The organism is Rhodococcus sp. 2G (assembly GCF_001886355.1).
GTDB classification, from domain to species: Bacteria; Actinomycetota; Actinomycetes; order Mycobacteriales; family Mycobacteriaceae; genus Rhodococcus; species Rhodococcus pyridinivorans.
This window is the reverse complement of the sequence record NZ_CP018063.1, coordinates 996,413-1,009,867: the sequence shown is the minus strand read 5'-3', so window position 1 is coordinate 1,009,867 and position 13,455 is coordinate 996,413. Positions and strand designations below refer to the sequence as shown.

18 protein-coding genes, 1 tRNA gene and 1 pseudogene are annotated in these 13,455 nt (G+C 68.7%); 9 read left to right on the top strand and 11 right to left on the bottom strand.

Annotated elements, in window-relative coordinates:
- Window positions 1-16: 16 nt before the first annotated feature.
- The 3 genes from BO226_RS04730 (at window position 17) to BO226_RS04720 (ending at window position 961) form a co-directional block, all read left to right on the top strand.
- Window positions 17-101, top strand: a tRNA-Leu gene (locus BO226_RS04730).
- 69 nt (window positions 102-170) lie between these two features.
- Window positions 171-587, top strand: a complete 417-nt coding sequence (locus BO226_RS04725; protein WP_024100522.1) for a hypothetical protein — start codon at window positions 171-173, stop codon at window positions 585-587.
- Complete coding sequence (locus BO226_RS04720) at window positions 584-961, top strand: DUF3817 domain-containing protein (protein ID WP_071934710.1); 378 nt, start codon at window positions 584-586, stop codon at window positions 959-961. Before BO226_RS04725 ends, BO226_RS04720 begins: the two co-directional genes overlap by 4 nt.
- A gap of 76 nt (window positions 962-1,037) precedes the next feature.
- On the opposite strand, the gene BO226_RS04715 is transcribed toward BO226_RS04720, so the two are convergent.
- From BO226_RS04715 to BO226_RS04705, 3 genes are all read right to left on the bottom strand, one after another.
- A complete protein-coding gene (locus BO226_RS04715; protein WP_006554751.1) occupies window positions 1,038-1,478 on the bottom strand; it encodes a response regulator in 441 nt (146 codons plus the stop codon).
- Complete coding sequence (locus tag BO226_RS04710) at window positions 1,475-3,040, bottom strand: sensor histidine kinase (RefSeq protein WP_071934709.1); 1,566 nt, start codon at window positions 3,038-3,040, stop codon at window positions 1,475-1,477. Before BO226_RS04710 ends, BO226_RS04715 begins: the two co-directional genes overlap by 4 nt.
- 70 nt (window positions 3,041-3,110) lie before the next feature.
- Window positions 3,111-4,295, bottom strand: a complete 1,185-nt coding sequence (locus tag BO226_RS04705) for a PP2C family protein-serine/threonine phosphatase (RefSeq protein ID WP_228045111.1) — start codon at window positions 4,293-4,295, stop codon at window positions 3,111-3,113.
- Window positions 4,296-4,471: 176 nt separating this feature from the next.
- Here BO226_RS04705 and BO226_RS04700 point away from each other — a divergent pair, with 176 nt between their 5' ends.
- Together BO226_RS04700 and BO226_RS04695 are read left to right on the top strand one after the other, a co-directional pair.
- Window positions 4,472-4,828, top strand: coding sequence for an STAS domain-containing protein (locus BO226_RS04700; protein ID WP_019288992.1), 357 nt, complete (start codon window positions 4,472-4,474; stop codon window positions 4,826-4,828).
- Window positions 4,829-4,856: 28 nt separating this feature from the next.
- Window positions 4,857-5,381 carry an ATP-binding protein gene (locus BO226_RS04695; protein WP_232238056.1) on the top strand — a complete coding sequence of 175 codons (525 nt, stop codon included), beginning with the start codon at window positions 4,857-4,859 and terminating at the stop codon, window positions 5,379-5,381.
- A gap of 82 nt (window positions 5,382-5,463) precedes the next feature.
- Here the strand turns inward: BO226_RS04695 and BO226_RS28370 are convergent, their stop codons facing one another.
- The gene (locus tag BO226_RS28370) at window positions 5,464-5,589 is read right to left on the bottom strand and encodes a hypothetical protein (RefSeq protein WP_019288990.1); all 126 of its coding nucleotides are present in this window, start codon (window positions 5,587-5,589) and stop codon (window positions 5,464-5,466) included.
- Between BO226_RS28370 and BO226_RS04690 the strand changes: the two genes are divergently transcribed.
- Entirely contained in the window at window positions 5,588-5,779 is a 192-nt protein-coding gene (locus tag BO226_RS04690; protein ID WP_024100517.1) for a hypothetical protein, read from the top strand. The genes BO226_RS28370 and BO226_RS04690 overlap by 2 nt on opposite strands.
- Window positions 5,780-5,897: 118 nt before the next feature.
- Window positions 5,898-6,188 (top strand): annotated as a pseudogene (locus tag BO226_RS28550) (DUF3349 domain-containing protein); the annotation flags it as partial.
- A gap of 192 nt (window positions 6,189-6,380) precedes the next feature.
- On the opposite strand, the gene rdgB reads toward BO226_RS28550, so the two are convergent.
- The 7 genes from rdgB to clpS form a co-directional block, all read right to left on the bottom strand.
- A complete protein-coding gene (rdgB, locus tag BO226_RS04680; RefSeq protein ID WP_071936354.1) occupies window positions 6,381-6,992 on the bottom strand; it encodes an RdgB/HAM1 family non-canonical purine NTP pyrophosphatase in 612 nt (203 codons plus the stop codon).
- A gap of 7 nt (window positions 6,993-6,999) precedes the next feature.
- Window positions 7,000-7,788 (bottom strand): ribonuclease PH, encoded by a 789-nt coding sequence (rph, locus tag BO226_RS04675; protein WP_006554744.1) that lies wholly within the window; start codon window positions 7,786-7,788, stop codon window positions 7,000-7,002.
- A gap of 34 nt (window positions 7,789-7,822) precedes the next feature.
- The gene (locus BO226_RS04670; RefSeq protein WP_071934706.1) at window positions 7,823-8,584 is read right to left on the bottom strand and encodes a cyclic nucleotide-degrading phosphodiesterase; all 762 of its coding nucleotides are present in this window, start codon (window positions 8,582-8,584) and stop codon (window positions 7,823-7,825) included.
- 143 nt (window positions 8,585-8,727) lie between these two features.
- Window positions 8,728-9,354 (bottom strand): rhomboid family intramembrane serine protease, encoded by a 627-nt coding sequence (locus tag BO226_RS04665; protein WP_006554742.1) that lies wholly within the window; start codon window positions 9,352-9,354, stop codon window positions 8,728-8,730.
- Between the two features lie 26 nt (window positions 9,355-9,380).
- Window positions 9,381-10,511 carry a P1 family peptidase gene (locus BO226_RS04660; protein WP_071934705.1) on the bottom strand — a complete coding sequence of 377 codons (1,131 nt, stop codon included), beginning with the start codon at window positions 10,509-10,511 and terminating at the stop codon, window positions 9,381-9,383.
- Entirely contained in the window at window positions 10,472-11,050 is a 579-nt protein-coding gene (aosR, locus tag BO226_RS04655; RefSeq protein WP_024100511.1) for an oxidative stress transcriptional regulator AosR, read from the bottom strand. The genes BO226_RS04660 and aosR overlap by 40 nt, the downstream gene beginning before the upstream one ends.
- 24 nt (window positions 11,051-11,074) lie before the next feature.
- Entirely contained in the window at window positions 11,075-11,431 is a 357-nt protein-coding gene (gene clpS, locus BO226_RS04650) for an ATP-dependent Clp protease adapter ClpS (protein ID WP_024100510.1), read from the bottom strand.
- Window positions 11,432-11,500: 69 nt separating this feature from the next.
- Between clpS and BO226_RS04645 the strand changes: the two genes are divergently transcribed.
- The gene (locus tag BO226_RS04645; protein WP_071934704.1) at window positions 11,501-12,832 is read left to right on the top strand and encodes a nicotinate phosphoribosyltransferase; all 1,332 of its coding nucleotides are present in this window, start codon (window positions 11,501-11,503) and stop codon (window positions 12,830-12,832) included.
- Window positions 12,833-12,837: 5 nt separating this feature from the next.
- The gene (locus BO226_RS04640) at window positions 12,838-13,455 is read left to right on the top strand and encodes a nicotinamidase (protein WP_006554737.1); all 618 of its coding nucleotides are present in this window, start codon (window positions 12,838-12,840) and stop codon (window positions 13,453-13,455) included.

Below are 13,455 nucleotides of genomic sequence, written 5' to 3'. Positions count from 1 at the left end.
ATCCTGCTGAGGTCTGGCGCGAGTGGCGGAATTGGCAGACGCCCGGGTTTTAGGTACCCGTGTCTTAGGACGTGGGGGTTCGAGTCCCCCCTCGCGCACCACGTGACCTCACCCACGGTGCACCGACCGGTCTTGGCAGGTCGGTGCACCGTTCGGGTACCGTCGAGGGCGTGTCCGAGCATCGCCCTCCCCGCCGGTTGGCCCTGATCATCCTGGTCCTGGTGGCCGCGGCCGGATGCCTCGGTCTCGGCTACTGGCAGTGGGTCCGGTTCGAAGCGGTCGGCGGCACCTACCAGAATCTCGGCTACGCCCTCCAGTGGCCGGCCTTCGCCTTCTTCTGCGTCTACGCCTACCGGCGCTTCGTCCGACTCGAGGCCGAGGAGCAGGAGGCCGAGAGCACCGGCGGACGACGCCCGTCCGAGCCGGACGAGCCCACCGAGATTCCCGAGGATCTTCTTCCCACCCGTCCGCGCACGCTCGCCGAGGCACGCGAGCAGGAGGCCGCGGATCCCGACGCACAACAGATCAACGAGTACAACGAGTACCTCGCGCAGCTCGCGCGCAGGTCCGATAGGAGCGCTCAGTGAGCACGACCCCCGAGCAGGCGTCCGGCCAGGCCACCACGCCGCGCATCGTCAGTGAGGCCGACCGCAAGAAGATCCGGTCCGCTCTGCTGCGTTACCGCGTGCTCGCCTACGCGACCGGTATCTGGCTGCTGATCCTCACCGGTGAGATGGTCGCCAAGTACATCATCGGTGTCGAGAACGTGCCGGCCTGGATCGCGATCGTGCACGGCTGGGTGTACGCGGTGTACCTGGTCCTCACCTTCGACCTGTCGATCAAGGTGCGCTGGCCGATCGCCCGGACGGTGTGGACGCTCCTGGCGGGCACCATCCCGTTCCTGTCCTTCTTCGTCGAGCACAAGCGCACCCAGCAGGTGAAGGCCGACTTCGGCGTCTGAGCCGGTAACCTCCACGAACACGAATCGGGCGGATCCTTTCGAAGGATCCGCCCGATTTCGTTGCGAACGAGCGCGCTCAGCGTCGCGGCAGGCGCACCACCTGCACGAAGAACTCGTCGATCTGGCGCACCGCGTGGATGAACTGATCGAGGTCGACCGGCTTCGTCACGTACGCGTTGGCGTGCAGCTTGTAGCTGCGGAGGATGTCCTCCTCCGCTGCCGAGGTCGTGAGGACGACGACGGGGATGTCGGTGAGGTCGGTGTCGGACTTGACCTGCTCGAGGACCTGCCGTCCGTCGTACTTGGGCAGGTTCAGGTCGAGGAGGATCAGGTCGGGCCGAGGGGCGCTCTCGTACTCTCCGCGCCGGTAGAGGAAGTCGAGTGCCTCCTCGCCGTCGCGGACCACGTGAAGGGTGTTTCCGATCTTGTTGTCCTCGAACGCTTCGCGCGTCATCAATTCGTCGCCGGGGTCGTCCTCGACGAGGAGGACGTCGATCGGCCGCCCGGAAACGCTCATGCAGATGCCCCTTTCAGAGCGACTTCGGTTGCAGACATGTCGTCGCCTGCCTTGGGAATCGTAAAGCAGAATCGACTGCCTTCCCGATACTGCGGGTCGAGCCAGATCTCTCCACCGTGGTATTCGACGATCTTGCGGCAGATGGCCAGGCCGATGCCGGTGCCGGTGTAGACGTCCCGGCCGTGCAGCCTCTGGAAGATCACGAAGACCTTGTCGGCGAACTCTTCGGCGATACCGATTCCGTTGTCCTGCACGGAAAATCGCCAGAACTCGTCGTCCCCGTCGACGATCTCCTCGCAGTCGACCCGGATCTCCACGGGCCTGTCCCCGTGGCGGAATTTGATCGCGTTGCCGATCAGGTTCTGCCACAGCATGATCATCAGTGTGGGATCGCCCACGATCGTCGGCAGGGACTCGGGCCGGGTGATCTCCGCCCCGGATTCCTCGACCGCCTGCGAGATGTTCGTCAGAGCCGCGTCGAGGGTCACGTCCAGTTCGGTGCGGACGTGCGCGTCGCTGACGCGTCCGACGCGGGAGAAGGTCAGCAGGTCGTTGATGAGCACCTGCATACGCTTCGCGCCGTCGACCGCGAAGGCGATGTACTGGGTGCCGCGTTCGTCGAGCTTGTCGCCGTAACGCTTCTCGAGCAGCTGACAGAAGGACGCGACCTTGCGCAGCGGCTCCTGCAGGTCGTGGGAGGCGACGTAGGCGAACTGTTCGAGTTCGGAGTTCGAGCGCCGCAGTTCCGTCGTCTGGTTCTCGAGTTGCTCCTCACGCTCGTGCGAGACCTGCAGTTCGCGCACGATCCGCTCGCGCATATCCTCGACGTCGCGACCCAGCGCATAGATGTCGGCGGGGCCCTGCGGCTCGATCTCGCGCTCGAAGTTCTGGCCCGCGACGACGCTGCGCGATGCCTCTCGCAGACGCTGGATCGGACGGACCATGATCATCTGGAGCAGGACTGCCAGGCCCACGCCGGCGAGCAGGAAAACCACGACCATGCCGGCAAGGATGCGGTCGCGCGTGGTGCGGGTGTCCTCGAGAGTCGCGATGCCGTCCTCTCGGGCCTGCGTGAGATCGGCGTTCTGGACCTCGAACGCCGCCCGGAGCCGGTCGAACGCGACGCGGCCCGCATCGACGACGGCGGGATCCACGAACTGCGGTTCCCCCGGTACGACGGTGGAGATGAGCGGTTCGGCGTACACGCGTCGCCACTGCGCCGCGTGCGTTTCGATCGCGTCGAGGTCCGCCATCAGCTTCTCCTCGTCGCCGACGAGAGCGCGCAACTCGGCGGCGGCAGCCTCCTCCTCCCGCCGTCCCTCCTCGTAGGGCATGAGGAAATCGGGATCGGCGGCGAGAATGTAGCCCCGTGCGCCCGTCTCCTGGTTGATCAGCGCCGATTGCAACCGGTACGCCTCGACGCGGGCGGGCTGGATCCGGTCGCGCACGTAGTTGGAGTATTCGGTCGTCTCACGGAGGAAGTGGCTGCCGACCACGGTGCCGACGACCACCAACACACCCATCACGCCGAGTACGAGCAGGAACCATGCCTGGACCGTCATCCTGCGAGAGGGAGGGCGACGCACGTCCCCCGTCTCCGCCGTTGCGTCGCTGTTCGTCATGCGGTGATGATCACTTCCTGTTCCATTGCACGTGGACGACTGCCACGTCGTCGGACAGCCCTCCCCTACTGTCCGCGAGTTTCTCGGCACCGTCGATCAGCGAGTCGGTGAACTCGGCAGCCGGCAGATGGGCGCGTTCGCGCGCGAGCTCGAGGAGTCCTTCCTCACCGAGTCGTTCCGGGCCGTCGCCTCGATGACCCTCGAACAATCCGTCGGTGAACAACACGATCGCGCCGTCCTCGGGCAGATCCAACTCGTGGACGGGCCAGGTGGCCACTCCCGGCAGCAGGCCGAGAGCGGGACCACCGGGCGCTTCGATCCAGTCGATGGTTCCGCCGTGGCGGAGCAGCAGCCCGGGATGACCGGCCCGCATGACCTCGACGGTGCCGTGGTCGGCACACATCGTGAGGTTCGTCATCGACGCGAAGAAGCGACTCTCCGTGCGCTCGGCGACGAGCAGTTCCTCGAGTTGGTGCAAGCGGCGGGGACCGTCTACCCCGCTGAGCACGAGCGTGCGCCACGCGATGCGCAGGCCCACGCCGAGGGCGGCCTCGTCGGGGCCGTGACCGGAGACGTCGCCGATGAGGACGTGGACGGTGCCGTCGCCGGTCTGCACGACGTCGTAGAAGTCGCCGCCGAGAAGAGCAGACGACCGGCCGGGTCGGTAACGGGCGACGACGTCGAAGTCCTGCCCGTCGCGCAGGAGTGGGGACGGGAGCAGGCCGCGTTCGAGTCGGGCGTTCTCCTGCGCGTGAAGCTGGCTCGCCTGGAGTTCCGCCGCAGCGATCTCGGTCTGCTTTCGCTGGATGGCGTAGCGGACGGCGCGGCCGAACAGATCGGGTTCGACGCGTCCCTTGACGAGATAGTCCTGGGCGCCGACGGACAGCGCGGCGAGGCCGGTCTGTTCCTCCGCGAGGCCGGTGAGGACGACGATGGGGACGGAATCGGTGATTTCCTGGATGCGGGCGACGGCTTCGAGGCCGCTCGCATCGGGTAGGTGGAGGTCGAGAAGTACGCAGTCGGGAGCCGACGTGGCGAGTTCGTCGCGGGCCTGCGCAAGTGTCTGCACCCACACGACGGTCATCTCGGGGGCACTGTCGACGACGAGTTCCTCCACGATGAGCGCGTCGCCCGGATCGTCCTCGATGAGGAGCAACGACGGTGGTTCGACCGACTCGCTCTGCGCTCGGTGCATGTCCACTCGGCGCCCCTCCCTCCCTGCTCGAAAGGGAACATTACAGACTCGACGACAGCATGGTCACAGGGTGGTCACGGCGGGTCGCGGCCTCGGCCGACGGACCGATATGTGCATCTATCGGCACGATCTTGCATGATGGCAAGGTGAACGATCCCATGACCGCGCATCCGCATATGACTGTTTCCACGACCCGTATCGGCTCCGTGGCCGTACTGTCCGTCAACGGCGAAGTCGACATGACGAGTGCCCCGCTCCTCGAGCAGGAAGCCCTCGCACTCCTCGACACCGACATCTCCGGACTTATCGTCGACCTCAGCGGGGTTGATTTCCTCGCTTCGATGGGTATCGCTCTGTTGGTCGAGTTGTCCAAGCGAGCCGGCGACAACACCGGTTTCGCCGTCGTGGCACATGGCAGCGCCACGGCACGCCCGCTCGAACTCCTCGGCCTCGGAGAGGTCCTGGCGATCCATCCGAAGCTCGACGACGCGCTCGTCGGCCTCGGTAACTCGCCGGAAGGCGTCTCCGAGTAGACCGCCGTACCCGACGAACCGAGGAGCCATGTCGTCTGCGCCCGAGGAGTCAGCTTTGCTTTTTCCCGACGAGATCCGTTCGTCGGGTGTGCGAGCCGACCCGACCGAGATTGCAGGCCTGCGGGTCGTCACGAGGCGGTGGCTGGCGAAGCTCCCCCTCAGCGAGGACCAACGACAGGACATACTGCTCGCGAGCTACGAAGCGCTCGCGAATGCCGTCGAGCACGCCTATGCGCCGGACGACGCGCACGGCACGCTCGACTACGAGGCGACGTATCTGCCCGACGAGGGTGAGGTGGTCGTGCGGGTCGTCGACCACGGCTCCTGGCACGACGCCGTCGACAGCGACGCCCGACGTTCACGCGGTCACGGGCTGACGCTGATCCGCAATCTGGCCAGCGACGTCCAGGTCTCGGCCGGCCCGAAGGGCACGGTCGTCGAGATGCGCTGGGTCCTCGAGGAGACGGACAGGGCAGAGAACGACAGGGTAGGGGACGACAGGGCAGGGGACGACAGGGCAGGGGACGAACTCTCGTCCCACGACGCGAGCTGATCTGCGCGGTAGGCGCGCGTCGCGAGTTCCCGATCGAAGCGGCCGCGGGAGGAGCACGATGCTCCTCCCGCGGCCGCTTTCGTCATACCTGCAGGGCACCCACGTCCGGCTTCGCGGGACCGAACTTCGGTGCCAGTTCGCGGCGTGCCGCACGGTCGCCGAGGTGTTCGAGCAACCGGCGCCCGGGAGCCGATCTCGTCAGGACCATGTGGCTGCGTTTCCATCTCCGCGGACGCGGTAGCCGCCCTGTGGAGGCGATCGCGTGGATCTTCGTGCGCACGGTCGAGAACGTGGCCGTCTCCTGTGTTCTCGACCGTCCCCCGGTGGATCGGGACGTCGTGGCCGACGAGCTCACCGCCATGGTCACGGCGTATCTGCGGGACATGTCGCTCCCCTGACGGGGCGAACCAGGTGTTCCTCGCTATCGTGGCGGGAACCCTGTGACCCTGACAGGGGTTTCCGCCGGACCCTTCGGTTCGAAGGGTCCGATGCGGGACGGTGAGTGAGGAGGCGGCGATGGCGCGTTGGAATCCACGGGTGGTACTGGACTGGTTGCGTGCGGGATATCCCGAGGGGATCCCGGCCAAGGATCACTTCGCGTTGCTTGCCGTGCTCGAGCGTCGGCTCACCGACGAGGAACTTCTCGAGGCGATCGAGACGGCGGCGGCGACCGCGTCCGAGCACCCGGAGCGGCAGGTCGACCACGACACCCTGCGGAAGATCGTGGCAGGGGTGATCCACGAGGAACCGGACCCGCAGGACGTCGAGCGCGTCCGTGAGCAGCTGGTCGCTGCGGGCTGGCCCGTTGTGGGCGGTGAACTCTCCCGCGGCGACGAGGCGGCCGAACCCGTCGAACCGGATACGCAACCGACGACCGGGACGACTGCGGCGCCGGCATCCGACGCTGTTGCTGCATCGGATACCGGCGCCGCGGAACCCGTGTGCGAGGAGCGTGGGACGCAGGCCGGCGCGCGTTAGCGATTCGCGGCGAGCCGCGAATCAGGCGCTTGCGGCGAGCGCAGCGAGGACGGGCACGAGCTGGGCGAGTGCCCGTCCTCGATGCGACTGTGCGTCCTTCTCCTCCGCGGACAGTTCCGCGGCGGTGCGTTCCTCGCCTTCGGGGCGGAAGACCGGGTCGTAGCCGAAACCGTTCTCGCCGCGCGGCTCGCGCACGATGCTGCCGCGCCATTCGCCGCGCACGACGGTCGTGACGAATCCGTCGTCCGACGGCACCACGAGCGCGCACGCCGACACGAAGGCCGCGCCGCGACGCTCGTCCGGCACATCCTGCATCTGGCCGAGCAGCAGTGCGGTGTTCGCCTCGTCGTCGCCGTGGCGTCCGCTCCAGCGCGCCGAGAGCACGCCGGGCATGCCGCGCAGGGCGTCGACCTCGAGACCGGAGTCGTCGGCGACGCAGGGCATCCCTGTGGCGGCTGCGCCGTCGCGGGCCTTGGCTCCGGCGTTCGCTTCGAAGGTCTCCCCCGTCTCGGGTGCCTCCGGGTAGGGCGGGACGGTGTCGAGACCTACGAGTTCGATGCCGTCGATCCCGGCGCGGTCGAGCACGCGCTGCAGTTCGCGCAGCTTCTTCGCGTTGCGACTTGCGACCAGCACCCGCACGTCAGACTCCGAACTTCTTCTTGACGACCTCCGCCTCGACCGGCTCGGGCAGGGTGCCCAGGTACGGCTCGGCGAGCACCTCGCGCTGGATCCGGCACAGTTCCTCGATGCCGGCGAGCGAGGAGTCGAGCATCGCGTCGAGCGTGGAACGCGGGAAGGTCGCGCCTTCGCCGGTGCCCTGGACCTCGACGAGGGTGCCTGTCTCGGTGGCGACGACGTTCATGTCGACCTCGGCGCGCACGTCCTCCTCGTAGGGCAGGTCGAGACGGACACGTCCGTCGACCACGCCGACGCTGACGGCGGCGATCTGGCACGAGATGGGCTGCGGGTCGGCGAGGCTGCCCGCGGCACGCAGGTAGGTCACCGCGTCGCACAGTGCGACATAAGCGCCGGTGATCGCCGCGGTGCGGGTGCCTCCGTCGGCCTGCAGCACGTCGCAGTCGATCGCGATGGTGTTCTCGCCAAGGGCGGCGAGGTCGATGCATGCGCGCAGCGACCGGCCGACGAGCCGGCTGATCTCCTGGGTGCGGCCGCCGAGCTTGCCCTTGACCGATTCGCGTCCGCTGCGAGTGTGGGTGGCGGCGGGAAGCATCGCGTACTCGGCGGTGAGCCAGCCGAGACCGGAGCCCCTACGCCACCGCGGCACGCCTTCCTCGACGCTGGCGGTGCACATCACGCGGGTCTGTCCGAATTCGACGAGCACGGAGCCCGCCGGGTGGTTGGTGAAACCCCGGGTGATGCGAATGCTCCGGAGTTCGTCGTCCGCTCTGCCGTCTTCTCGTGTCGTCACTCGTCCGAGCCTAGGCGATCCGGGGGCGGGCCTTTCAGATGCGGTACACGTCTCCGGCGGTGACCGCGTGGACCGGTCCGGAGTACTCGGCCTTGGCCTCGGCGATGACGTCCTCGCGGGAGGTCCACGGCGGAATGTGGGTCAGGAGGAGTTCGCCGACACCGGCGAGGGCCGCGACGCGACCGGCCTCGGTGCCCGAGAGGTGCACGCCCTCGGGGCGTTCCCCCGGCGCGTGGGTCCACGACGCCTCGGCGAGCAGCACGTGGGCGCCGCGGGCGAGTTCGACGACCGAATCGCACATGCCGGTGTCGCCGGTGTAGACGAGGGTGCGGCCGGAGTCGCTGGTGATGCGGAAGCCGTAGGCCTCCGGCGGGTGGTGGACGCGGCCGGGGCAGATGGTCAGGCTCCCGAACCGGATCTGCTCGCCGTCGCCGAGCATCCGGACGTCCAGGGTGTCGCTGACGTCGTCGACCTCGCCGGGGATCTCCGCGGACGCCACACCGATGCGGTGGGCGGTGCCGGCGGGACCGTAGGTGAGGACGCGGCCCTGCGGCGGGGACGGCGAGTAGCGGCGCCAGACCAGCAGACCGGGCAGGTCGAGGCAGTGATCGGCGTGCAGATGGGACAGGAGGATCGACACTTCGCCGGGGTCGGCGTGGCGCTGAAGCGCGCCGAGGACGCCGGGACCGAAGTCGATGACCAGGGGCGGGGTGTCCGGTGCCGTCAGCAGGTAGCCGGAGGCTGCGGAATCCGGCCCGGCCACACTGCCCGAGCACCCCAGAACGGTCATGCGCATATCAGCCATGCTGCCATGCCGAAGGTCCCTCGATGAAGCCAACGCGCGTATTGCGGCGCAGACTCACAGTGGCCGGGAAGGTGTGACGCGCGGATCGTTCGGCCACTTCGCGCGGTCGATCGGCGGGTTGTCGGCGCGGGTGGTCAGCGCGGCACGACCGAGGGGGTGGTGCGACGGGCGCGACGCGCGTCCGCGGACAGCGCCCACGCCGCGAGAACGCCGCCGACCGCACCGAAGAAGTGCCCTTCCCAGGAGATCCACGGTTCGCTCGGCAGCACCCCCCACAGCATGCCGCCGTAGAGGAACAGCACCACGACTCCCAGCAGGATCTGCCCGGCCTTGCGGGTGAACACTCCGCGCACGATCAAATAGGTGAGCCACCCGAAGATCAGGCTCGACGCTCCGATGTGGGTCTCGCCCGAGCCCGCGATCAGCCACGTCCCCACTCCTGCGACGACCCAGATGATCGCGGTCGCGGCCAGGCCGCGCCCGATGCCGGAGAGCAGCACCAGGAAGCCGAGGACGAGCGCGGGCACGGTGTTGGCGGTGAGGTGGGCCCAGTCGGCGTGCAGGATCGGCGCGAACAGCACGCCCCACAGCCCGTCGGCGGTGCGGGGTTCGACACCGGCCGCGTCGAGATCGGCGGGGAGCACCGCATCGACGGTCTCGATGCCGTAGAGCATCGCGACGAACCCGCCGATCCACAGTCCGGCACGTTGCCAGATCGGCCGGATGCGAGTGTCGGCGCCGGTGCCGCTGGGAATGGTCATGGCACCATTCTGCCGTCACGTACCGGTCAGTGGCCGAAGACCGAGGGCAGCACGTCGCGATAGGCGGGGATGTCGGCCACGGAGGTCGCGGACAGGATCGCATCGACGATCGCGCGTTCGACCACCACCGCGGCGGCCTCGCACACCGCGGCGAGGATCGGCAGTTCGGCGGCGAAGGCCAGGATCGACGGGGCGTCGCCCAGTGCGTCGGAGACGTCGGCGGTGCCGGTCGAGAGGGCGAAGATCGTGTCGCCGTCGAGCGGTGAGTGCGCGGGACGGATCGCGCGGCCGAGACCGTCGTGCCCGGTGACCGCGACGCGACGGCACGCCGCCTTCGACAGCGGTGCGTCGGTGGCGACCACACCGATCGTGGTGTTCAGGACGGTGCCCTTGTCGCCGAGCGCGCGGGCCGCGGCCAGATCCGCCGCGGAGGGCGACGACAGTCCGAGTTCTTCGGCTCGCGCGGCGTCGACGCCCCAGGGCAGTCCGGTCACGGGGTCGAACACCGAGCCGACGGGGTTGGCGACCATCAGTGCCGCCACGGTCACCCCGGTCGCGGGACCGTCCGTGATCCGCACGCTCGCCGAGCCGATGCCGCCCTTGAGCGCCCCGGCGCGGGCACCGGTGCCGGCACCGACGCTGCCGCGCTCGAGGTGCGTGGAGCTGGCGGTGGCCGCGGCGGTGCATCCGGAATCGGCGGTCGGGCGCGCGGACCACTGACCCACCGGCAGGTCGAAGATGACGGCGCCGGGGACGATCGGGACGACCGCGCCGGGCGCGCCCATCGGGATGCCCTTGCCGTTCTTCTCGAGATAGCGCATCACGCCGTCGGCGGCGGCCAGCCCGTATGCGCTGCCACCGGTGAGGAGGACCGCGTCGACACGCTGCACGGAATGACTCGGATCGAGCAGGTCGGTCTCCCGGGTGCCCGGTCCCCCGCCGCGCACGTCCACCGATGCGACGGCGGACGGGTCGGCGAGCACGACGGTGCATCCCGTGGCGGCGCCCGTACCGGGAATCTCGGGGGTGCCGACGGTGACCTCGGGATCGAGGCGCTGCCAATGGCCGACACTCAGACCCGCCACGTCGAGCAGCGAATCGGTCGGCCCCGGCACGGTCACGGCTGAAGCGCCTGGACGAGGGAGTCCTGCATCCATGTCAGCCAGTGGTAGACGTCGAGATGCGGGGCACGCGGATCGTCGTCGTCGAGGACGTCGGGGGTGTCGGCGTCGATGCCGAGGGTGGTGCCGAGCGCGAGCCGCACGTCGTTGAGCCCGTACAGCCAGGCTTCGGCTTGTTCGGGATTGAGCACCACCTTGCCGCCGCCTTCGGGCACGGTGCGCAGGATGACCGCGCCGGCGGCGAGCTTCGCATCGATGATGCTCGGTTCGTGCAGGCTCCGCATCGCACCGTTGAGGTCGGCGGCGTCGTCGCCGACATCGGCGACGGCATCGGCGTCGGGGCGGTGGAAGTCGGGAAGGAGTCGTCGCAGCGCCGGGATCTCGGGCGGGGTGGCGTTACCGGTGCGCAGGCCGGTCAGCGCCGCGAGGTCGTCCTGCGGGGCCTGTCCGGCGCGTTCCTCGAGCATGCCCAGCACGGAGGACACGAGCGACCGCAGCACCGACGCTTCGTGGGCGTCCATCTCCGACCGGAGCTTGGGGCCGCTGAGCGAGTTCTTCCTGGTCCACTGCCGCACGTCGGTCGGGCCCTCCTGTGGGGATCATTCGTCGCGTTGCATCGTCGCCCACAGTCCGGCGGCGTGCAGACGCTGCACGTCGTGTTCCATCTTGTCACGCGAACCACTCGACACGACGGCCTTGCCCTCGTTGTGGACCTTGAGCATGAGCTCGGTGGCCTTGGCCTTGCTGTACCCGAACAGCTTCTGGAAGATGAACGTCACGTAGTGCATGAGGTTGACGGGGTCGTCCCAGACCACGGTCACCCATGGCCTGTCGACCGCTTCGATCTCCTCGACGATTTCGGCCTCGGCCGGAACGGCCTGTCCCGCCATGGCCGGAACGGCCTGGCCGGCCATGAATCGGACGTCGAGCGGAGTGGTCGTACTACACGGCGCCATGTTCCCAGGGTACGACTTCGGAGCACGGCGAAAAACCCGCCTCGGAGGCCGTGGCTCTACAGTGATCGGGTGCCCGAAGCCATTCACCGTGCCGGTCGTCCCGGCACCGCACTGTTCACGGACAAGTACGAGTTGACCATGCTCGAGGCTGCCCTGGCGGACGGCACGGGCGACCGCCCGTGCGTCTTCGAGGTCTTCGCCCGGCGTCTTCCCCCGGGCCGGCGGTACGGCGTCGTCGCAGGCACCGCGCGGTTGATCGAGGCACTCGGATCGTTCCGGTTCGACGAGGCCGAACTCGAACTCGCCGCCGGTTTTCTCGCTCCGCGCACCGTCGAGTGGCTGCGCGACTTCCGGTTCTCCGGCGACATCGACGGCTACCGCGAGGGCGACTTCTACTTCCCGGGTTCACCGATCCTGTCGGTGAGCGGCACCTTCGCCGAGTGTGTGCTACTCGAGACGCTGACGCTGTCGATCTTCAACCACGACAGCGCGATCGCCTCCGCGGCGGCGCGCATGGTGAGTGTGGCCGACGGCCGCGCGCTCATCGAGATGGGGTCGCGGCGTACCCACGAGGAAGCGGCGGTCGCCGCGGCGCGCGCGGCCTATCTCGCGGGCTTCGACTCGACGTCCAATCTGCAGGCCGCGCAGCGATACGGCATCCCCGCAGCGGGTACCGCCGCGCACGCGTTCACCCTGCTGCACACCACGACGGCTGGTCGCGACGAGGCGTCCGCCTTCCGCAGCCAGGTCGAGAGTCTCGGTGTGGGCACGACCCTGCTGGTGGACACCTACGACATCACCGAGGGCGTGAACACGGCGATCGCGGTGGCCGGCCCCGAACTCGGTGGCGTGCGGATCGATTCGGGCGATCTCGGTGTGCTCGCCCGCCAGGTGCGCGAACAACTCGACGGACTCGGCGCGACCCGCACGAAGATCGTGATGTCCGGTGATCTCGACGAATACGGGATCGCGGGTCTGCGCGCCGAACCGGTCGACGGCTACGGCGTCGGCACCTCGCTGGTGACCGGCTCGGGGGCTCCGACGGCGGGCATGGTCTTCAAGCTCGTGGAGGTCGATGGCCTCGCGGTCGAGAAGCGCAGTGCGTCGAAGGAGTCCCGAGGGGGCGCGAAGCGGGCCGTCCGGTACGCGCGGAGGACGGGCACGCTCGTCGAGGAGGTCGTGTACCCGGCCCGCGCCGAGCAGGTCCCGCCGGGCGAGGGTTCACAGGTCCACGAACTGATGATCCCGCTGGTCCGCGGCGGCGAGGCGGTCGGCGATCTGCCTACCCTGGAGGAGAGCCGTGAGTACCTCCGGCAGGGCATGGTGCGTCTGCCGTGGGAGGGTCTGACGATCTCGGCCGGGGATCCCGCCATCCCCACCCGCTTCGTCCGTGAGGGGTGAGTGCCATGCGCGCATTGCTGGTGGTCGACGTCCAGAACGACTTCTGCGAGGGCGGGTCGCTCGCCGTGGAGGGCGGCTCGCGGGTGGCGTCCGACATCACCCGGTTCCTGCAGGCGCACGGTGACGACTACGCGTACATCGCCGCAACCCGCGACCACCACGTCGATCCCGGAGACCACTTCTCTCCCGAACCCGATTTCGTCGACTCGTGGCCGCCGCACTGCCGGGCAGGGACGCCGGGCGCGGACTTCCACCCGGAACTGACTACGGACCGGTTCGAGGCCGTCTTCTCGAAGGGTGCCGACGACGCCGCCTATTCGGGCTTCGAAGGAATCGACGACGAGGGCACGACGTTGGCGTCGTGGTTGCGCGACCGCGGCGTGACGGACGTCGACATCGTCGGGATCGCCACCGACCACTGTGTGCGGGCCACCGCGCTCGACGCGATCGCGGAGGGTTTCGGCGCCCGGGTGCTGCTGCCGTACACCGCCGGGGTGTCGGAGACGACGATCCGCCCAGCCCTCGAGCGGATGCGCGAGGCCGGTGTCGAGCTGGTCACCGACCTTCCCGGCGTCACCGATATCACCGAAGTCACCGGTAGCTGGGCCGCAGACCGAAGGTGA